This is a genomic window from Diaminobutyricimonas sp. LJ205 (assembly GCF_009755725.1).
Lineage (GTDB): Bacteria > Actinomycetota > Actinomycetes > Actinomycetales > Microbacteriaceae > Ruicaihuangia.
This window is the reverse complement of record NZ_CP046619.1, coordinates 148,318-167,488: the sequence shown is the minus strand read 5'-3', so window position 1 is coordinate 167,488 and position 19,171 is coordinate 148,318. Positions and strand designations below refer to the sequence as shown.

At 66.7% G+C, this 19,171-nt stretch carries 19 protein-coding genes and 1 tRNA gene; 6 read left to right on the top strand and 14 right to left on the bottom strand.

Annotated elements, in window-relative coordinates; genetic code table 11:
- The 3 genes from GO591_RS00830 to GO591_RS00820 are packed head-to-tail and all read right to left on the bottom strand — an operon-like array spanning position 1 to position 3,505.
- Positions 1-855, bottom strand: coding sequence for an ABC transporter permease (locus GO591_RS00830; RefSeq protein WP_157155071.1), 855 nt, complete (start codon positions 853-855; stop codon positions 1-3).
- Positions 852-1,913: an ABC transporter permease gene (locus GO591_RS00825; RefSeq protein ID WP_157155070.1), complete on the bottom strand. Its 1,062-nt coding sequence runs from the start codon at positions 1,911-1,913 to the stop codon at positions 852-854. Before GO591_RS00825 ends, GO591_RS00830 begins: the two co-directional genes overlap by 4 nt.
- A 14-nt stretch (positions 1,914-1,927) precedes the next feature.
- Positions 1,928-3,505 carry an ABC transporter substrate-binding protein gene (locus GO591_RS00820; RefSeq protein ID WP_157155069.1) on the bottom strand — a complete coding sequence of 526 codons (1,578 nt, stop codon included), beginning with the start codon at positions 3,503-3,505 and terminating at the stop codon, positions 1,928-1,930.
- Between the two features lie 204 nt (positions 3,506-3,709).
- On the opposite strand from GO591_RS00820, the gene GO591_RS00815 reads away from it, so the two are divergent.
- Complete coding sequence (locus GO591_RS00815) at positions 3,710-4,297, top strand: Lrp/AsnC family transcriptional regulator (protein WP_157155068.1); 588 nt, start codon at positions 3,710-3,712, stop codon at positions 4,295-4,297.
- A gap of 12 nt (positions 4,298-4,309) precedes the next feature.
- Here GO591_RS00815 and GO591_RS00810 read toward each other — a convergent pair whose 3' ends face one another.
- The 5 genes from GO591_RS00810 to soxR all read right to left on the bottom strand — a co-directional run bounded on the left by GO591_RS00810 (position 4,310) and on the right by soxR (position 6,750).
- On the bottom strand, positions 4,310-5,050 hold the full coding sequence (locus tag GO591_RS00810; protein ID WP_198295512.1) for an avidin-fold protein: 741 nt from the start codon (positions 5,048-5,050) through the stop codon (positions 4,310-4,312).
- Between the two features lie 177 nt (positions 5,051-5,227).
- Positions 5,228-5,668 carry a nitroreductase family deazaflavin-dependent oxidoreductase gene (locus GO591_RS00805; RefSeq protein ID WP_157155067.1) on the bottom strand — a complete coding sequence of 147 codons (441 nt, stop codon included), beginning with the start codon at positions 5,666-5,668 and terminating at the stop codon, positions 5,228-5,230.
- 50 nt (positions 5,669-5,718) lie between these two features.
- A tRNA-Arg gene (locus tag GO591_RS00800) sits at positions 5,719-5,794 on the bottom strand.
- Between the two features lie 100 nt (positions 5,795-5,894).
- A complete protein-coding gene (locus tag GO591_RS00795; protein ID WP_157155066.1) occupies positions 5,895-6,221 on the bottom strand; it encodes a hypothetical protein in 327 nt (108 codons plus the stop codon).
- A 73-nt stretch (positions 6,222-6,294) separates the two neighbouring features.
- A complete protein-coding gene (soxR, locus tag GO591_RS00790; protein WP_157155065.1) occupies positions 6,295-6,750 on the bottom strand; it encodes a redox-sensitive transcriptional activator SoxR in 456 nt (151 codons plus the stop codon).
- Between the two features lie 62 nt (positions 6,751-6,812).
- Here soxR and GO591_RS00785 point away from each other — a divergent pair, with 62 nt between their 5' ends.
- Genes GO591_RS00785 through GO591_RS00775 form a run of 3 tightly spaced genes read left to right on the top strand, consistent with a single transcriptional unit; the run spans position 6,813 to position 10,007 of the window.
- Positions 6,813-8,198: an MFS transporter gene (locus GO591_RS00785; protein WP_157155064.1), complete on the top strand. Its 1,386-nt coding sequence runs from the start codon at positions 6,813-6,815 to the stop codon at positions 8,196-8,198.
- The gene (locus GO591_RS00780) at positions 8,195-9,187 is read left to right on the top strand and encodes an alcohol dehydrogenase catalytic domain-containing protein (protein WP_157155063.1); all 993 of its coding nucleotides are present in this window, start codon (positions 8,195-8,197) and stop codon (positions 9,185-9,187) included. Before GO591_RS00785 ends, GO591_RS00780 begins: the two co-directional genes overlap by 4 nt.
- A 4-nt stretch (positions 9,188-9,191) precedes the next feature.
- Entirely contained in the window at positions 9,192-10,007 is an 816-nt protein-coding gene (locus GO591_RS00775; protein WP_157155062.1) for an EI24 domain-containing protein, read from the top strand.
- Between the two features lie 68 nt (positions 10,008-10,075).
- Here the strand turns inward: GO591_RS00775 and GO591_RS00770 are convergent, their stop codons facing one another.
- From GO591_RS00770 to GO591_RS00755, 4 genes are all read right to left on the bottom strand, one after another.
- The gene (locus GO591_RS00770; protein WP_157155061.1) at positions 10,076-12,118 is read right to left on the bottom strand and encodes an ABC transporter ATP-binding protein; all 2,043 of its coding nucleotides are present in this window, start codon (positions 12,116-12,118) and stop codon (positions 10,076-10,078) included.
- Positions 12,118-13,851: an ABC transporter ATP-binding protein gene (locus GO591_RS00765; protein ID WP_157155060.1), complete on the bottom strand. Its 1,734-nt coding sequence runs from the start codon at positions 13,849-13,851 to the stop codon at positions 12,118-12,120. Before GO591_RS00765 ends, GO591_RS00770 begins: the two co-directional genes overlap by 1 nt.
- Positions 13,852-13,977: 126 nt before the next feature.
- Positions 13,978-14,802, bottom strand: coding sequence for an ammonia-dependent NAD(+) synthetase (gene nadE / locus GO591_RS00760; protein ID WP_157155059.1), 825 nt, complete (start codon positions 14,800-14,802; stop codon positions 13,978-13,980).
- Between the two features lie 42 nt (positions 14,803-14,844).
- Positions 14,845-15,345, bottom strand: a complete 501-nt coding sequence (locus GO591_RS00755; RefSeq protein ID WP_157155058.1) for a CarD family transcriptional regulator — start codon at positions 15,343-15,345, stop codon at positions 14,845-14,847.
- 288 nt (positions 15,346-15,633) lie between these two features.
- Between GO591_RS00755 and GO591_RS00750 the strand changes: the two genes are divergently transcribed.
- Positions 15,634-16,266 carry a hypothetical protein gene (locus GO591_RS00750; RefSeq protein WP_157155057.1) on the top strand — a complete coding sequence of 211 codons (633 nt, stop codon included), beginning with the start codon at positions 15,634-15,636 and terminating at the stop codon, positions 16,264-16,266.
- A 19-nt stretch (positions 16,267-16,285) separates the two neighbouring features.
- The gene (locus GO591_RS00745; protein ID WP_198295511.1) at positions 16,286-17,116 is read left to right on the top strand and encodes an aminoglycoside phosphotransferase/kinase family protein; all 831 of its coding nucleotides are present in this window, start codon (positions 16,286-16,288) and stop codon (positions 17,114-17,116) included.
- A 3-nt stretch (positions 17,117-17,119) separates the two neighbouring features.
- Here the strand turns inward: GO591_RS00745 and GO591_RS00740 are convergent, their stop codons facing one another.
- Both GO591_RS00740 and GO591_RS00735 read right to left on the bottom strand, forming a co-directional pair.
- Entirely contained in the window at positions 17,120-17,767 is a 648-nt protein-coding gene (locus GO591_RS00740) for a cyclase family protein (protein WP_232466223.1), read from the bottom strand.
- Positions 17,764-19,164 (bottom strand): purine-cytosine permease family protein, encoded by a 1,401-nt coding sequence (locus GO591_RS00735; RefSeq protein ID WP_157155056.1) that lies wholly within the window; start codon positions 19,162-19,164, stop codon positions 17,764-17,766. The genes GO591_RS00740 and GO591_RS00735 overlap by 4 nt, the downstream gene beginning before the upstream one ends.
- Positions 19,165-19,171 lie beyond the last annotated feature (7 nt).

Here is a 19,171-nt window from a genome sequence, read left to right as displayed (position 1 = left end):
TCACGCCTTTGCCCCCGCTTTGCTCATCTGGGAGGTGGGATCGAAGATGTCGCGCAGCGAGTCACCGACGAAGTTGAACGCCATCACCACGGTGAGGATCGCCAGGCCCGGGAAGACACCGATCCACCAGCTGTCGAAGTTGCCCATGGCGGAAGAGATCATGGAACCCCACTCCGCTGTAGGCGGCTGCGCGCCGAGCCCGAGGAAGGACAGGCCGGAGAGCAGCAGGATGGCTGTGCCGACGTCGAGGCTGGCGAGCACCAGGATCGGGCCGACGACGTTCGGGGCCACGTCGACGCGCAGCGACTTGAACGGCGAGAAGCCGAGCAGGCGGCCAGCCATCACGTAGTTCTGCGTGCGCAGGCCGAGCACGATGCTGCGCGTCATCCTGGCGTACTGCGGCCACGACACCACGAACGCGGCGATGACGGCGTTGAACAGCGACGGGCCGAGCGAGGCAGCGACGACCATGGCCAGGATGACGGTGGGGAACGCCATCACCAGGTCGGTGATGCGCATCAGGAGCTCGTCGACCCACTTGCCGAAGTAGCCGGCGACCGCCCCGATGAGCGTGCCGACGAGCATCGACATGAACACCAGCAGCAGCGCGAGCGGAATCGTGACGCTCGCGCCGGTCATCAGGCGGGAGAAGATGTCGCGGCCCAGGGCGTCGGTGCCCATCAGGGTGTCGATGCCTGGAGCCTGCAGGCGTGGGAGGGCCTGGGCCAGCGGGTCGAACGGCACCCAGAACTGGGCGGTGAAGGCCACGACGATCCAGAAGGCGGCCACGACGGCGCCGATCACGCCGAGCGGGGTCACCCAGCCGGCCGGAACTTTCAGCAGGCGGCGTCTCATGCGAGCCTCACCCTCGGATCGAGCACGCCGTAGAGCAGGTCGACGGCGAAGTTGATGACCAGGTAGATCAGGCCGACCACAAGGCCGACCCCCATCACGCCCGGCAGGTCGAGGCTGGTGGCCGAGTTGTAGGCGTAGCTGCCGAGGCCCGGCCAGGCGAAGACGGCCTCGACCAGCACGGTGCCGGACAGCAGGGAGCCGAAGGCCAGGCCGACGATGGTCAGGATCGGCAGGGATGCGCCGCGCAGCACGTAGCCGAACAGCATCCGCGGCCCGGAGAGTCCCTTGGCTCGGCCGGCCCGCACGTAGTCGGCGTCGAGCACCTCGAGCACCGAGGTGCGCACGAAGCGGGTCAGCAGGCCGATCGTGAACAGGGAGAGCACGAACACGGGCAGCATCAGGTGCGCCATCGCGTCCATGAATGTCACCCATTGCCCGGCGAGCAGCGCGTCGACCGTGTACAGCCCGGTCACCGTCGGCGGCGGGCTGAGCACCGGCGACAGCCTGCCGGAGCCGGGTGCGATCCGCAGCTGCAGGAAGAAGATGTTGAAGCTGACCAGCGCCATCCAGAAGGTGGGGATGCTGAGCCCGATGAGCGAGATCACCCGCACAAGCTGGTCACTGAGCTTGCCGCGGCGGTAGGCCGCGAGCGCGCCGAGGGCGACGCCGACGGCGAGGCTGACGATGATCGCGCCGATGGCGACCTCGATGGTCGCCGGAACGGCCTTGGCGAGATCGGATGCGACCGGCTGGCCGGTGCGCAGCGACACGCCCATGTCACCCTGGAACAGGTTCGCGAGGTAGTTGACGTACTGGACGGGAAGCGGCTGGTCGAGGCCGTGCTTCTCGATGTAGGCCGCCACGGTGGCCGGGTTGCTGGCTGCTCCCTCACCGAGGGCCGCGACTATCGGGTTGCCCGGAACGAGGTTCGCGAGGCTGAACGTCACGATTGTGACGCCGAAGAGCAACAGCACTGACACTCCCAGGCGACGAAGCAGGTACCCGGCCAGAGGTGATCTGGCCGGGTGCCCACTCCTCGCGCGGGTGTTCTTTCCCACGCTGAAGGGTCCTTCTACTTGGCTTGCAGCTCGGCGATGTCCATCGTCCACGTCGAGTTGTAGGCGACGCCAGAGATGTAGTCAGCGGTTGCGATGTTCGAGCCGGGAACGATCAGCGGAACGAACGGTCCCTGCTCCTGCAGGGCCTTTGCGAAGGCGCTGAACGCGCCCTCACGCTCGTCCATGCTGGTGGCGTTCTCTGCCGCGGCGGCGAGCTCGAGGATCGACGGCGCCTGCTCGGCGGTCCAGCCGGCACGCAGGCCGACCTTCGCGCCGGCGCTGAACGGCAGGAAGTTGGCCGAGTCGGCGTAGTCGGGGCCCCAGAACCAGATGCTGAACGCTTCGCGGCCGTTGACGTACTCGTCGATCTGCGTCGTGAACGGCGCCGGGGCGAGCTCGACCGAGATGCCGGCGGCAGCCAGCTGCGACTGCACACGCTCGGCGAGCGGGGTGAAGCTCACGCCGCCGACGGGGTAGTCGTTCGGGTACTCGAGGGTGATGGTCTCACCGGCGTAGCCGGATGCCTCCAGGGCGGCCTTCGCGGCGTCGAGATCCTGCTCGACACCGTCGGTCAGCGCGCCGAGGAACGACGGAGGGATGACGCCCGTGGCCTGTTCGGAACCGGCACCGGCCAGTTCGAGCAGCGCCGGGTAGTCGAGGGCGTAGCGCACGGCCGAGGCAAACTCGGGGTTGGCGGTGACGCCGGCAACATCGGCATTCTGGTTCACCAGCAGGAAGATGGTCTGCGCGGACGGCGTCGAGAACACATTCACGCCGTCGCCGAGGCCTGCAACCTGGTCGCCGCTCAAGTCGACGGCCACCTGCGAGTCCCCACCCTCGAGGTTCATCTTCTGGGTCGCACTCTCCGAGACGCTGCGGATGACGACGCGGGTGAAGTCGATGTCCTCAGGCCCGTTGTACTCTTCGTTCTCAGTGAGCACGACCTGCGACTCGAAGTCGAGTGAGTCGAGCACGTAGGGTCCGGAACCGGCCGACGTGGAGTTGAGGAACTCCTCGGCGGCATCGCTGTTGTCGGTGGTGCCGCCGTTCGCGATGACGAGCTCCGAGTTCAGGATCGCCAGCGAGGGGTTGGTCATCAGCGCGGGAAGCTTGAGCGAGGGGGTCTCGGTGCGGAGCTCGACGGTGCTGTCGTCGACCTTCACGACCTCGATGCCCGCCATGAGGAAGTTCGCCTTGCTCTCGGTCATGCCCTTGACGCGGTTGAGCGAGAAGACGACGTCGTCAGCGGTGATCGGGGCGCCGTCGGAGAACACGCGGCCCTCTTCGAGCGTGAAGGTGAAGACCGTCGCGTCGTCGTTCTGCGTGTAGCTGGCGAGTCCGGGGACCGGGGTGCTCTCGTCGGAGCCGTCGAAGTCGAGCAGGGTCTCATAGAGAGCCTTCGACACCAGGTAGCCGGTCGGAACGTAGTTGCGACCGGGGTCGCCGGTCTCGAGCGTGAACGCGGTGTCGATGACGATGCTGGTCGGGGCGTCGCTGCCACTGCCGTCGGAGGCGGTTGCGGCGCAACCCACGAGGGCCAAGGACGCGCTCAGCCCAAGGGCTGTTGCGACGTAGCGAATTTTGGTCCGCACGGGGGGAACTCCTTCTTGTGAACTTCGGGACTGCGCTCGAGCCCGGCTACCGCGAGAAGCGATTGCGGGATGCGAACTCAACGCTGCCGGACAGTTTTGCGCTGGACGGCTTTGCCTGAGATTTGCATAAAAGCCGCTACTCTGTCCAATCAAAGGCCGCGAGAGTTCGATTCTGCGTTCGCAGTGAGGGGATTCACCTACAGAATGTCTAGCAAAGCCATCGGCACCCGAGCCGCATCTGGACGATCACCGCATGCACTCGATGAGATCAATCTGAAAATCTTGGCGGAACTCCGAGATGACGGACGGATATCAATGTCCGCCCTGGCGGAGCGCGTGAACGTCTCGCGCGCCAATGTCTACACCCGGGTCGAGCAGCTCGTGGCCGACGGGGTGATCACCGGATTCAGCGCCCGCATCGACCCGACCAAGGCGGGCCTCGGCATCTGCGCCCTCGTGTTCATCTCGGTGCATCCGCAGACCTGGAGCAGCTTTCGCGAGCGCATCGCCGAGATGAGCGCCATCGAGTCGTGCCGCATCACCACAGGCGAGCACGATGCCATGCTGCTCATCCGCGGCGACGAGGTGGGCGCCATCCATGACTTCGTCATCGGCGTGCTCGCCGCCCTGCCCGAGGTCAAGTCGGTCGAGACCGTGCTCGTGCTCGACGAGGTCTTCCAGCGCCCCTACCTGCTGCCAGGCGACCTGCCGCCGCGCGAGCAGCAGTCGACGCAGCTTGGCCTGACCCGGTTCACTCGCGTGAGCGAGGGACGGGCGGGCCTGAGCAGCTGACTGCGGCCGCAATTACGGCAGTTGCACGCACACACTCTTGCCCGGAACGCCGTCGAGCACGAATTCCTCGATGAGCTCGAGTCGACCGTCATCGCGCTGCTTCATGACCGTTGAGCTGTCACCGAGCAGAGTCGTATCCGTGGCCACGACATGGTGCACGAAGTACTCGTCGATCACACCGTCGCGATAGCGGCCGACGCAGTAGCCGCCCGTCACGGTGTCACCGTAGTAGCTGCCCCAGATCACGCCGGAGTTCTCGTGGAAGTCGAACCGGGTCGGTGCGGTCGTGCTGACGGTGCTGGCGGTGGAACTCTCGAGCACGAAGGAGGTGCCGTCGATGCGGGGCTCACTGACGAGCGCGGCATCCAAGCTGGGCCACTGCTCGAGCGGCGGCACGTCGACGCACGCGCTGACGTGGGCGACGCCGTCCTTCTCGAATGTCTCGTCGAGGTAGAGCCGGCCGTCGTCGCCACGGCGCAAGGTGCTCTGCGCGGTGCCAAGGGTCACCTCGCCGCCGCCGACGGACTTGTGGGCGAAGTGGATTGTGACGGTGTCGCCGTCTCGGCGGCCGACGAAGCGGCCGATGGTCACCGTGTCGCCGATGTAGGCGCCCCAGATCATCTGGCCCTTCTGCTGGTACCGGAAGCGCGTCGGCGACTCGGCGGATACGGCACTGCCCGATGAGGAGATCATGACGAACTCGATATTGTCGATCGAGGCGGGGATGGGGTCCAGAGTCGTTTCAGCGTTCACGGTCACGAGTATGGACGAAACCGGCATCGTGCCGTAATCCTCAACTTTGAGTCCAGTTTGTCGTCGTTTCGTCACGCTGAGCGCGATTATCGATCATGAATATCAAGGAATCGCAACAATTCGTCCAATGCGGTCGGCCGCACCCCGCACCCTTGATTCAGGGCGCTCGGATCTGGCTCAGCCCTCGATCGGCGTCAGCACGAAGACCGGAATGAGCCGTTTCGTGCGCTTCTGATATGCCGCATAGGGCGAGAACGCGTTGACCGCGCGCTGCCACCACTCTTCGCGCTCCGCGCCGGTGACCTCTACGGCGGTGTAGTCGCGCTTCACCGGACCGTCCTGCAATTCGACGTGCGGGTGAGTGCGGAGGTTGAATACCCAGGCCGGATGCCTCGCGGCCCCGCCGCGCGAGCCGATGACGGCGTACTTGCCGTCATGCTCGACCCGCATGAGCACCGTCTTACGTAGCTTTCCGCTCTTCGCCCCCACCGAGGTGAGCACGATCACGGGCTTGCCCTGCAGGGTCGTGCCTTTGGTGCCGCCGGATGCCTCGAACAGTTCGGCCTGCTCGCGGGCCCAGCCCGAGGTGCTTGGTGCGTAATCGCCGGTCAGCGGCATCCGTCATCCTCCCTGATGAAAAAAGCGACCCACCTTGGTGAGCCGCTCATTGGTGCGCCCGGAGGGATTCGAACCCCCAACCTTCTGATCCGTAGTCAGATGCTCTATCCGTTGAGCTACGGGCGCATGTCAGCGGTGAAGCCAACCTGAAGACTATAACAGGCGATCCGGCGCCTCCGTAATCGAGCCTGCCTCACCGCGCCGGCTGCTGCCCCCGTCAGCGTGATCACGGTTTCGGCGCGAAGCCCGGCGCCCCGTGCGATGCGATGAACACCCGGTGCGCGGCGAAGCATGCGGCGCGCAGGGAGCGGTAGTAGCCGATCAGCCGGCGGTCTTCAGACCGCTCCGCCCAGGTCACCGCGCGGTAGCCGACCTCGCCGCCGATTCGCAGCAGTCGGATCACCGCGTACGGGTTCCGTAGCTCAGCGGTCATGACCCAGTGCCCCGGTTCGACCTCGACGGCGGCGAGGATCGGATGCCAGTCTGGCGTGTGCGTGCTGCGGGCGCGAGCCGCAGCATCCACCCCATCCTGACGGTCGTGCGTGAGTGCCATCGTGCTCCTTGTGGTGCTGGAGCAGCCCGGCCGCTGCGACTTTGATTCTAGGTTTCGGAGCCGACAATTGACCCTAGGATTCCCAGCGCCTGGCCCCCGACCCGGACGCTCCGAGCACGTCGCCGGGGTTCTGCAGCGCGCACGAACGCAAGCTCAGGCATCCGCAGCCGATGCAGCAGTCGAGGTCTCGGCGCGGGTGCTCGAGCTGCGCGATCCGCGAGTCGAGTTCCTCGCGCCAGACCCGCGACAGCCGCGCCCAATCCTGCTTGGTGGGCGTGCGCGCCTGGGGCAGCGAATCGAGGGCGGCACGGATATCGCGAAGCGGGATGCCCACCTTCTGGGACACCCGAATGAAGGCGACCCGACGCAACGTGTCCCGGCGGTACCGCCGCTGATTCCCGGCGGAGCGCTCCGACGAGATCAGCCCATTGCGCTCATAGAAGTGCAGGGCGGACGGCGCGACACCACTGCGCTTCGACAGCTCACCGATGGACAGCACGTGATGGCGGTCGCCGGTGAGCTGGGGCATCCTGAAACTCCTTCTGGCGAACCGTTGACCTCAACCATAGTTGAGGTCATAGCGTGGCATCCATGACAGTCCGCTCGTCGCGCGCGCCCGGCATCTTCGATTCCAGTCACCTCTGGACAACGATCGGCATGTGCGCGCTCGTGTTCCTGGGCGCCTTCGAGTCGCTCGCGGTGACGACCGTGATGCCCGTGGTCAGCGCCGATCTGGACGGAGCAAGCCTGTACGCGCTGGCGTTCGCCGGCCCGTTCGCGACCGCCGTGATCGGGATGGTGGCAGCCGGCGACTGGTCGGATCGACGCGGCCCGGTGATCCCGCTCTGGACGTCGGTCGTTCTGTTCGCCGTGGGTCTGATGATCGCGGGAGCCGCCACCACGATGCCGGTGTTCGTGGTCGGCCGGTTTGCGCAAGGACTCGGCGCGGGCGCGATGACCGTCGCGCTCTACGTCGTCGTCGCCCGGGTGTACCCATCGGCACTACATGCCAAGATCTTCGCCGGATTCGCCGCCGCCTGGGTCATCCCTTCGCTGGTGGGACCGTTCGCCGCCGGAGCGGTCGCCGAACACCTGCACTGGCGGTGGGTGTTCCTCGGGGTCATCGTGCTCGTCGCGATCGCCATGCTGATGGTGGTGCCGGGTCTTCGTGGCGCCAACCGGGAATCAGGGCAACCCGCCGCCCGCTGGCGAATCGCACCGCTGCTCTGGGCGACCCTCGCCGCGATCGCTGTGCTCGCACTGAACCTGCTCGGCAACCTGCCCGGCCTCGGGATTCCGCTGGCTCTCGCCGCCGCGGCCGTCGCGCTCCTCGCAATCCGTCCCCTCCTGCCGCGCCGGACACTGCGCGCGGCGAGGGGCCTGCCAAGTGTCATCGTCGTCCGTGGACTCGTTGCCGCCGCTTTCTTCGGCGCAGAGGTCTACCTGCCGTACCTGCTCACCGACCGGTATGCGTTCTCGCCGACGCTCGCTGGGCTGGCGCTCACCCTCGCCGCGCTCGCCTGGGCGGGAGCATCCGCCGTCCAGGGCCGGATGGGCGCCCGCTTGTCAGATGCCGCGTCCATCCGAATCGGCACGCTCCTGGTGCTCGCGGCGATCGCTGTCGTCGTGGTCGGCACCCTGCTCGAGTTGTCGCCCGTGATCGCGATCGTCAGTTGGGCGGTGTCCGGGGCGGGGATGGGGCTCATGTACCCCCGGCTCAGCGTGCTGACCCTCGCCTTGTCCACGCCGAAGAATCAGGGCTTCAACAGTTCGGCGCTCTCTATCGCCGATTCAACCGGCGCGGCCCTGGCCCTCGCCGCCACCGGAATCGTGTTCACCGGGTTCACCGCGTCCGGCGGCCCGTTCGCCGCAGTGTTCGTCTTCGCCGGATTGATCGCGGCGGGTGCGGCCCTGCTCGCGCCGCGGGTGGTCGACTCCCGAAAATCCAGCCGCGAAGCCGCGGAGGCGCTGGTATGAGAGCGATCGTGCAGCAGGAGTTCGGGCCAGCGAGCGTGCTGGTCACCGCCGAGGCGCCGCTCCCGATGCCTGCAGAAGGACAGGTGCGGGTGCGGGTCGAAGCAGCCGGCGTGCACGCGGTCGATACCGGCATCCGTCGCGGCGATGGCCCGCCGTCCATGCCGCGCCCCGAACTGCCGATGATTCCGGGCCGCGAGATCGCCGGCGTGGTGGACGCGGTCGGACCCTCAGTCGACGAACGGCTGATCGGCGAGCGGGTGGTCGCGCACGTGGGCTTCCTCAGCGGCGGCTACGCGGAGTATGCGCTCGCCCCGGCCTCGGCGCTGCACCTGCTGCCGCAGACGGTGCCGTTCAGCGCCGCCGTGGCCGCGATCGGCACCGGACGCACGGCCCAGCTGGTGCTCGAGAAGGCCCGGCTCACTGCTGATGACGTCGTGCTCGTGCCGGGCGCATCCGGCGGGCTGGGCAACCACCTGACCCAACTGGCGCTGGCGCTCGGCTGCACCGTCGTCGCGCTCTACGGAGGAGCCGCGAAGCAGGCCGCCGTGGCCGACATCCCGAACCCCGACGGCCGCCTGCTGACGATCGATGTGACCGAAAGCGACTGGGTTCAGCGGATGCGCGGCGCGCTGCAGGCTCGGGATGCCCCAGCAACCGTGCTCATCGACGGGGTCGGCGGCGAGATCGGACGGTCCGCGCTGGAAACGCTGGCACCGGGCGGCCGGGCGGTGATCATCGGCTCGGCGAGCGGAACACCGCTCGCGGTCACGACCGACGACTTGGTGAATGGCTCGCTCACCGTGGGCAGCGTGCTCGGCCAGCCGGTCGGCGAACTGCGTGCTCTCGAGCGGCGAGCTCTCACCGCGGTCGCGGATGGACAGGTGCGCCCGCTGATCGACGAGTACCCCCTAGCTGCTGCGGCCGCGGCGCATGAGGCCATCGAACAGCGTCGGTCTCGCGGCAAGGTGGTGCTGCTGCCTTTACGCTGAAGGAATGGATGAGACCGGACGATTGCGCTCAGCGGTACAGGCTGTCGCAGTCGGTCCGGTCCGCGGCTTCTTCGTCGGCGTGAGCCTGCTCGGCCGCGGACTCGGCATGTGGATGACGTCGCCGCGGCTGATGATGATCGGCGCCATCCCGGCCCTGATCGTCGCCGCGGTATACACCGCACTGGTGATCACCCTGATCATCAACCTGAACGGCCTGTCCGCGTGGCTGACTCCGTTCGCCAACGAGTGGGACGAGCCCTGGCGCACGATCACCCGGTTCGCGGCAGCGGGCGGAGTTCTCGCCCTCGCGGTGCTGCTGTTCGTCTACACCTTCGTCGCGATCACGCTCACGGTCGGCGACCCGTTCTACGAGCGGATCTGGCAACGCGTCGAGCAGCGTCTCGGCAACCCACCGGCCGGCGACGAACCATTCTGGACCTCACTTCGCCGCGGAGTCGGCAACGGCCTGCGACTGCTCGCCACCACCGTGCTGATCGGACTCGGCTTGTTCGCCCTGGGGTTCATTCCGCTCGTCGGCCAGACGGTGGTGCCGGTGCTCGGCGCCTTTGTCGGCGGTTGGTTCCTCGCCGTCGAACTCACCGGGTTCGCGTTCGATGCGCGCCGGATGTCGCTGCGCGAGCGGCGACGGATTCTCGGCGCCCGTCGCTCGACCACGCTCGGCTTCGGCGTCGCCACCTACCTGCTGTTCCTGGTGCCGTTCGCCGCCGTGTTCGTGATGCCGGCGGCCGTGGTCGGCGCCACCCTGCTCAGCCGGCGCACGCTCGAGGAAAGCCAAGGCGCCATCAAGCCAAGCCGCTGAGCCTGCGCAAATCGGGGTTATGACGCTTCATAACCCCCATTCGCGCAGGCTCACGTCGAGTGGGTGGCCTATTCGGCGCCGACCGTCGCCGACTCCGGTTCGGACTCGGGCGCCGACTCCGGTTCGTCCTGCTCGCCGCCCATGAATTGCGACATGTACAGCGCGTAGTAGGCACCCTGCCGGGCGAGCAGATCCTCGTGGTTGCCCTGCTCGACGATGCGGCCGGCTTCCATCACGAGGATGGTGTCGGCATCCCGGATCGTCGACAACCGGTGCGCGATCACGAACGAGGTGCGGTCGGTGCGCAGCGCCGCCATCGCGTGCTGCACGAGCAGCTCGGTGCGGGTGTCCACCGACGAGGTGGCCTCGTCGAGGATCAGCAGCGACGGGTTCGCGAGGAACGCGCGGGCGATGGTGATCAGCTGGCGTTCACCGGCCGAGACACTGCCACCGTCGGCGTCGAGCACGGTGTCGTAGCCGTCGGGCAGCTGACGCACGAACCGGTCGACCATGGTCGCCTCGGCCGCCGCGACGACCTCGTCGTCCGTGGCATCCAGTCGCCCGTAACGGATGTTCTCGCGAATGGTTCCGCCGAACAGCCAGGCGTCCTGCAGCACCATGCCGACCTGCGAACGCAGTTCGCTGCGCGACAGCTTGGTCACGTCGACGCCGTCGAGCAGGATCCGGCCGCCGGTCAGCTCGTAGAACCGCATCACGAGGTTCACCAGCGTGGTCTTGCCAGCGCCGGTCGGGCCGACGATGGCGACCGTGTGCCCGGGCTTGGCCTGGAACGACAGGTTCTCGATGAGCGGCTTCTCCGGGCTGTACGAGAACGACACGTTCTCGAACTCGACGTGACCATCGGTGCGCTCCGGCAGGTGCGCCTCGGCGGTCTCGGGGTCCTGCTCGTCGGCGTCGAGCAGCTCGAAGGTGCGCTCGGCCGAGGCGACACCCGACTGCAGCATGTTCGCCATGCCGGCCATCTGGCCGATCGGCTGCGAGAACTCGCGCGAGTACTGGATGAACGCGGTCGCGTCACCGAGGGTCATCTGCCCGGACGCGACTCGCAGGCCGCCGACCACTGCGATGAGCACGTAGGACAGGTAAGAGACGAAGGTCATCGCCGGCATGATCATGCCCGAGACGAACTGGGCGCCGAACGACGCCTTGTACAGGGCCTCGTTGCGCTCGTCGAACTGCTCGAGCATCTCGCGGTCGCGGCCGAAGACGCGGACGATCTCCTGGCCGGAGAACGATTCCTCGATGTGGCCGTTGAGCGCGCCGGTGTTCTTCCACTGGGCGGAGAACAGCTTCTGCGAGCGCACGCCGATGACACCGGCGATGATGCCGGACAGCGGCAGGGCGATCAGTGCGATCAGCGCCAGCTGCCACGAGACGATGAACATCATCGCGGCGATACCGATCACGGTGAGGAACGACTGGATCAGCTGCGAGAACGCCTGTTGCAGCGCCTGCTGGATGTTGTCGACATCGTTGGTCACGCGCGACATCAGGTCACCGCGCTGGCGGGTGTCGAAGTAGCTCAGCGGCAGGCGGTTCAGCTTGGTTTCGATGTCCTGGCGGAGCTTGTAGACCACGCGCATCACCAGGCCGTTCAGGATGTACCCCTGGGCCCACATCAGCACAGATGCCACGGTGTACATCGCCAGGACGACCAGGATCAGCCGGCCGAGAACGACGAAGTCGATGCCCTCGCCGGGGACCACCGCGGTGCCCTCGAGGAAGTCGGCGAACTGGCCGTTGCCGCTCGCGCGGGCCTGCTCGATGACCTGCGCGAGCGGGACTCCCGCGGGAAGCTGCGAGCCGATGACCCCGTTGAAGATCGTGTCCATGGCCTGGCCGAGGATCTTCGGGGCGAGCACGGTCAGCACGACCGAGACCACGACGAGCGCGACCACGATCAGCATGCGTGCCCGTTCGGGCTTCAGCAGCCCGAACAGTCGCTTCGCTGACGGCCAGAAGTGCTCGGCTTTCTTCGCCGGGGTGCCGCCGAACATGTCACCGTCGGCCTCGGTGGGGGTGTATTCGACCTCGAGGTCGTCGATGATCGCGTCATCCGCTGGCGCGGTCTGCTTGGTTCGCTTGGCCATTACACTGCCTCCACGCTCAGCTGGGATTCGACGATCTCTTGATACGTCGGGTTCTCGGCGAGGAGCTCCTCGTGGGTGCCTCGGCCGACCACCGAGCCGTTCTCGAGCACGATGATCTGGTCGGCGTCGGTGATGGTCGAGACGCGCTGCGCGACGATGATCACCGTCGCATCGCCGGTCGCGTCGGGCAGGGCGGCGCGCAGTCGCGCGTCGGTGGCCACGTCGAGCGCAGAGAACGAGTCGTCGAACAGGTAGACGCGCGGTTCGGCGAGCAGGGCGCGGGCGATCGACAGCCGCTGGCGCTGACCGCCGGAGACGTTGGAGCCGCCCTGCGCAATGCGGGAGTCGAGCCCATCCGTCATCTCGCGGACGAAGTCCTCACCCTGCGCCACGCGGAGCGCTTCCCAGAGGGTGTCGTCCGAGGCATCCGCTCGTCCGAACCGCAGGTTCGAGGCAATGGTGCCGGAGAACAGGTACGGCTTCTGCGGCACCAGGCCGATCAGGTGAGCGAGCTGCTCGCGGGTGAGCTTGGTCACGGCGACGCCGTCGATTGAGACTTCGCCCTGCTGCGCGTCGAACAGGCGCGGGATGAGGCCGACCAGGGTGGTCTTGCCTGCACCGGTTGAGCCGATAATGGCGGTGGTCTGCCCGGGCTCAGCGGTGAAGCTGACGTCGTCGAGCACCGGGCGCTCGGCGCCGGGGTAGCCGAAAGTGACGTTCTTGAACTCGACCCGGCCGGTGGTCGGGGTGCCGACGATCGCATCGCGCGACACCGTCTGGCTCGACGTGGTGCCCAGCACCTCGAGGATGCGTTCGGCACAGACGACCGCGCGCGGGATCATCATCACCATGAAGGTGCCCATCATCACGGCCATCAGGATCTGCAGCAGGTACTGCAGGAACGCGGTGAGCGATCCGACCTGCATTTCACCGGCGTCCACGCGCTGGCCACCGAACCAGAGCACCGCGGCGGTTGCCAGGTGCAGGATCATCATGATCAGCGGGAACATCAGAACGAAGAGGTTGCCGACCTTGACCGAAACCTGGGTGATGGCCTCGTTCGCGCGGGCGTACCGGTCAGCCTCGTAAGGCTCACGCACGAAGGCGCGCACGACGCGGATGCCGACGATCTGCTCGCGCAGCACGCCGTTGATGCCATCGATGCGGTCCTGCATCTGGCGGAACAGCGGCATCAGCAGCACGACGAGGAAGCCGACGACCACGAACAGCACCGGCACCGACACCCAGACCAGCCAGGACAGGCCGACGTCTTCCTGCAGCGCCATGAAGATGCCGCCGACGCACATGATCGGCGCCGAGACCATGAAGTTCAGCGTCATCAGCACGAGCATCTGCACCTGCTGCACGTCGTTGGTGCCACGCGTGATCAGGGTGGCCGAGCCGAACGTGCCGATCTCGAGGGCGCTGAGTTCGTCGACCTTGCGGTACACCGAGCGGCGCAGGTCCCGGCCGATCGCCATCGCCGTGCGCGCGCCGAAGTAGACGCCGCCGATCGCGGTCGCAACCTGCACGAAGCAGACCAGGAGCATGGTGACCCCGGTGCGCCAGATGAAGTCAGTGTCGCCGGTGGAGACGCCCTCGTCGATGATCTGAGCGTTCAGACTCGGCAGATAGAGGGCGGCGATCGTCGAGATCAGTTGCAGCACGACGACCGCGATGATCCAGCCGAGGTATGGCCGGGCATAGCGCAGCGTCAGATTCAGAAGAGCCAAAGAAGTCCTCGATGGTGGTAGGGATTCTCGTTTCGCAGCCGAGCGCGCGCTCGGGCTTCGTGAGCGGAGTCAACCCTACCTGCGGCATCCGACGTTCCGACTCCCCCAAAAGTTGGATTTTTGCCGCTAGCTGAGCCACCAGTCGTCGTCGGGGCCGACCGGGTGCTCCCGCTTGTGCCGACTGCCGAGGTAACGCGTTTCGATCGCCGCCGCGGTTTCCAGCGGGATCTCGCGGCCCTCGAGGTAGTCGTCGATGTCGTGGTAGGCGAGGCCGAGGTTCTCCTCGTCGGTCTGACCGGGCTGGTTGTCGAGCAGGTCGGCGGTGGGTGCCTTCGAGTAGAGACGCTCGGCGGCGCCGAGATGCTCGAGCAGAAGCCGCCCCTGCCGCTTGGTCAGACCGCTGAGGGGCAGGATGTCGGCGCCTCCGTCTCCCCACTTGGTGAAGAAGCCGGTCACCGCCTCGGCGGCATGGTCGGTGCCGACGACCAGCAGTCGTTCGGCGCCCGCGATCGCGTACTGGGCGATCATCCGCGCGCGCGCCTTGATGTTGCCCTTGTCGAAGTCGGACAGCGGGTCGCCGACGGCCTCGGCGAACTCCTGCTCGAACGCGACCACGGGGGCCTTGATGTTGTAGGTGAGCTCCCGGTCGGCACCGATGAAGTCGAGCGCCAGTTGGGCGTCGCTCTCGTCGTGCTGCACGCCGTGCGGCAACCGCACCGCGACGAAGGTGGCGGCGCCGCCGAGTCCGCGCACGCGTTCCACGGCGAGCTGGCAGAGCTTGCCGGCGAGGCTCGAATCCTGACCCCCGCTGATCCCCAGGACCAGCCCGTGCGCACCTGTCGCAGTGAGATAGTCAGCGAGGAACTGCACCCTGCGTTCGACCTCGGCGGCGGGTTCGATGTCGGCCCGCACTCCCAGTGCGGCAATGATTTCTTCCTGCAGTGGGCGCATGACAGCAAACCTACCGGAGCCCGCGTTTCGTCTGGGTTTCGCTCAGGCCACCGCAGGCATGGCCTCACGGCCGGCCGACTCGAGCACAGCGTCGGCATCCTGCTCACTCAATTCGAGCGCCAACGACACCTCGGTGACCAGCGGGCGCTTGGCCTCCTTCAGCATGTCCTTCTCGGCTAGCGACAGGCCCTTGGTGGCCAGCCGACGCGAGAGGTCGCGCACGATGGAGGCCGCCATATAGATGTCGCCGGTCTTCAGCTTCTCGGCGTTGGCCTTGATGCGTCGGCTCCACTGCGTCTCTTCGTCGACGGTCGGGGCACGCAGCACGCCCAGCAATCGCTCTACCTCGTCCACCGACAGCACGTCGCGCAGACCGACGACATCGGCACTGGCGACCGGCACACTCACGGTGAGGTTGGTGTCGCGGATGTCGAGGACAAGGTAGTCAGCATCAGTCGACTTCACCCGGCGGCGGGTGATTGCCCGAACCGTTGCGGGCCCGTGATGGGGGTGGACGATGGTCTGACCTTCAGAGAAGTTCATGGCGGTACTCCCGTGCGTATGCGTGAGTGCCCCACTCGACATCAGAGGCCGGAGATACCCGGGGTACTCACACCTAGACGGTCGTCCCGCCGGGTTCATCAGCGGGCTGACGAACTCTGAGCGGGCGCGCGATCACACTCCGATCCGCATCGGCGGAAGGGCTCGTGGCCGCGAGCTTGGCAGCCTCTATTGTCTCACGCCTATGGAAGCAGTGACCGGTGAAACTGATTCGTTGACCGGCCGGAGAGCCGGATTTAGGCTTGGCCGCAGCGAAGTTAGGAGCGCATCATGGCGCCTGAAGAATCGCAGGGTCCAAAGCCGGCCGAAGGCTTGATCGGCGTGGACCTCGGTACAGTCACTCCGTCGGAAGCGGTCGTCTCGCTTCCGAATCCGGTTGAACCGGGAGAATTGCCAATCCGCGACCATGACGGCTGGCCGCCGCCCGCGGTCGCGCTGAAGGACATGCACCACGGCATCTCGCTGCTGGGGATCCTGGTCGACTGGGCACTGCTGGCGAATTACCACGTCTGGCTCGACATGCGGAACCCATGGGTGCAGGGCCGCGGCTATGTGAACCTGATCAGGACCTGGCATGTCTTCAGCTCGGTTCCGCGTGCAGACTGGCTCAGTTGGCTCGACGTCGATCACACCGGCGGGTATATCGAGATCTGGCTGGACTCTCTGCAACCCGGAGCCGAGTACATCGTCGACGTGGCCGTACGCGGCACCGTCAGTGGTCCTGGGGCTGCGTTCCATGTGGGCAGTTCCGCCGGCTTCTGGGCCGACTTTCCGGTGAGTGGCTTCAGAAAGCAGCACCTATTGGGCGTGCTGCACCCCGACGAGTCTCGGGCGCTCGTCAGGGTTGAGCCCAGAAACCTGGAATCGGTGAGTTTCTATTCGGCGGTGGTGCGCAAGGTGTGAGTCCGGCGAGAATGGGCCGGTGACCAGGGCCCGTGTGCGAGACCGCCGGTACATCGAGCATGGCGCGGATGTCGAGATCGAGTTGCCCTCCGGTGACGTGACCGAAGGTGTCGTCCGGGTCGGCGACACCGTTCGCCGGCCACACCAGCCGCAGTCGTTCGCCGTCGGCGCCTACCTCGACCATCTGGAAGCGGTCGGTTTCGACGCCAGCCCGCGGTTTCTCGGCCGCGACGATCGCGGGCGCGACGTGCTGACCTTCATCGACGGTCGCGTCGCGGGCGCCGAACTGGAGCCGTGGGTGCTGAGCGAGGAGCTGCTCGCGTCGGTCGCCGTACTCGTGCGGCGCCTGCACGAGGCATCCGCCTGCTACGACGACGCCGGCGAACCGTTCCCGCCGAAGTTCACCCCGGTCGCAAATCCTGAGCTGATCAGCCATCTCGACGTGACGCCGCAGAACGTGGTCACCCGCGGCGAGCGCGCGATCGGCCTGGTCGACTTCGACCTGGCCGGCCGCACCACGCGGCTCCTGGACTCGTACAACACCGCGATGCACTGGGCTCCGCTGCGCTACCCGGTCGACATCGGTGCCGACTGGTCCGGCACCGATCCGCTGCACCGGGTGCGAGTGTTCGCGGATGCCTACGGCTGGACCCGGGACGAACGGATGCGGCTGCCCCGCTTTGCGGCCGAACGAGCCGAGCGCTCCTGGGCCGCGATGAAGCACCACGCCGAGCAGTACGGCGGCGGCTGGGCGCGGATGTGGGAGGAAGGCGTCGGCGATGTCATCCTGCGGCGCCGGGAATGGTTGCTTTCGAACGAGACACGAATCCAGGGTGCGCTCGCAGGTTGATGGCTACATGAAGGCGACTGCGTGCACAGGTGCCCCGTCACCTCCAAGGCGCAGGGGGAAGAAACCGATTTGTACGTTTTCGGGAAGAGCTTCCAATCCACGAAGGTTCTCGACGATCAGTCCGCGACCGCCGAGAACCACCTGGTGCACAGGAAAGTCGGTAGCCGACTCATCAGTGAGATCGGGGCTCAGCGTGTCAACCGCGAGGATGCGCATCCCACGGGCGACGAGTTCACGTGCCGCCTGCGCGTCCAGCGCAGGATGACGCATCGCCCGGGCGTCGCCGAACCATCTGGCCCAACCCGTGTCGATCACGACGATTGGGGGCAGCTGCGAAGGAATCGACGCACCGGCGTTCAGCCGGTCCCACCCGTAGATCTCACGCTCGTGGAGCTGCGGCACTCGGATGACCAGCGCATCGCCGACCAGCTCTTCGAGCGTCACGTCGGCCATCGTTCGACCGCCCACCACGGTGTGCGAGGGCGCGTCGATGTGCGTACCGGTATGCGATCCAAGCCGCAGGCCCGTCACGGCCACACCATCCCGTTCGAGCTCGAGAGCGGGGTGGACGTGAACGGTTGGGTCGCCGGGATAGACCTGCATGCCGTCGGTGATCAGGTGGCTGAGGTCATGGAGCTTCAGGAGGATCACCGCGGTGAGGTGGAGGTGTCAGCGTGCGGCGTCCCCCTATCGGCGAGATGCCGGCTCGGCGTGAACGGCGTCTTGGCGCGCCGAGACCAGGACACTGCGAGGTATGCGACGAAGGTGAGGATGAACGCGGGGATGGTCGCGCCGAACGGGAGTGGCCAGACGTAGGCCCACACGTAGGCGGAAGCGGCGCCGATCGCCCAGGCGACGACGGCAAGCCAGTTGATCCCGGCGGTGAACCAGTATCGTCCGCCGCGGGGCTTGAGGATGTCGGTGTCGTAGCTGCCACGCGCGACGAGGTAGTAGTCGACGATCATGATTGCGAAGATGGGCGCGAACAGCGCGCCGATCGTGATGAGGAAGGTCGTGAACTGCGCAAGCAGACCGAAGAACGTCGATCCGATGATCGAGATGATCCCGAGGACGATCGCGGTCGGCAGGAATTTCATTCGACGGCCGGGGAGCGAGTTCACGACGGTCGTGACCATGCCGTAGACCACCATCGTGTTGGTCGCCATGACAGACAGGAAGATCGCCACTGCGAACAGCGCGCCGAACGGCTCGACGATAGTCACCGGGTCGAACGGGATCGCCTCGCCACCCTGGAGCACGACGTAGCCGATCGCGGTCGCGCCGAGCGACATCGAGATCACGGTAGACAGGGTGTAGCCGACGCCCGAGCCGATCACGCCCGCGCCGGTGGACACTGCGAAGCGATTGAAGTCCGCAGAGAGCACCGTCCACGAGATGGCGGTCGCGACCACGACATCGAACGCCAGCCCGGGCGAATAGAACGGCTCGGCCGGCGGCCCGATGGCGGCGAAGTCTGCCGGCGCGTAGGTCGTGAACGCAACGAAGAATATGTACGCGGCGATCGCGAGGATGACGGCAGCGAACCACGGCTCGACCCGAGCAACGCCCGCATGACCGAAGATCGCGAGAATCACGACGATCGTCTGGCAGAGCACCGCAAAGATGACGGGGCTCGAGAATCCGGTGAGCGTGGCGACGATATAGTCGAGCGCGATGCCCGCGAGCATCGCCTGCACCCAGCTCCAGCCCATGAGGATCACGACGTTCGCGGCAACGGGAAGCAGGCTTCCCCGTGTCCCGAACGGGCCGCGGGTGAGGGCCATCGTGGGCAGTCCGGTGCGGGTGCCGATCGCGCCGATGCTGACGAGCACGGCAGCGCCGACGATCGTGCCGCCCACGATCAAACCGAGGACGAGACCGTACCGCACATCCGGCACGAAGAGCGTGCCGGTGAGCAAGGTGGTCACCACCAGGTTCGCGGCCAGCCAGATCATGAGAATCCGGGCGAGTGAATACGATCCGCGAACCGGACCGGCGTCATCCGACTGGTCTTCCAGGCGGCGTTCGAGGCGGGTGTAGAGCGACATCGTTGGG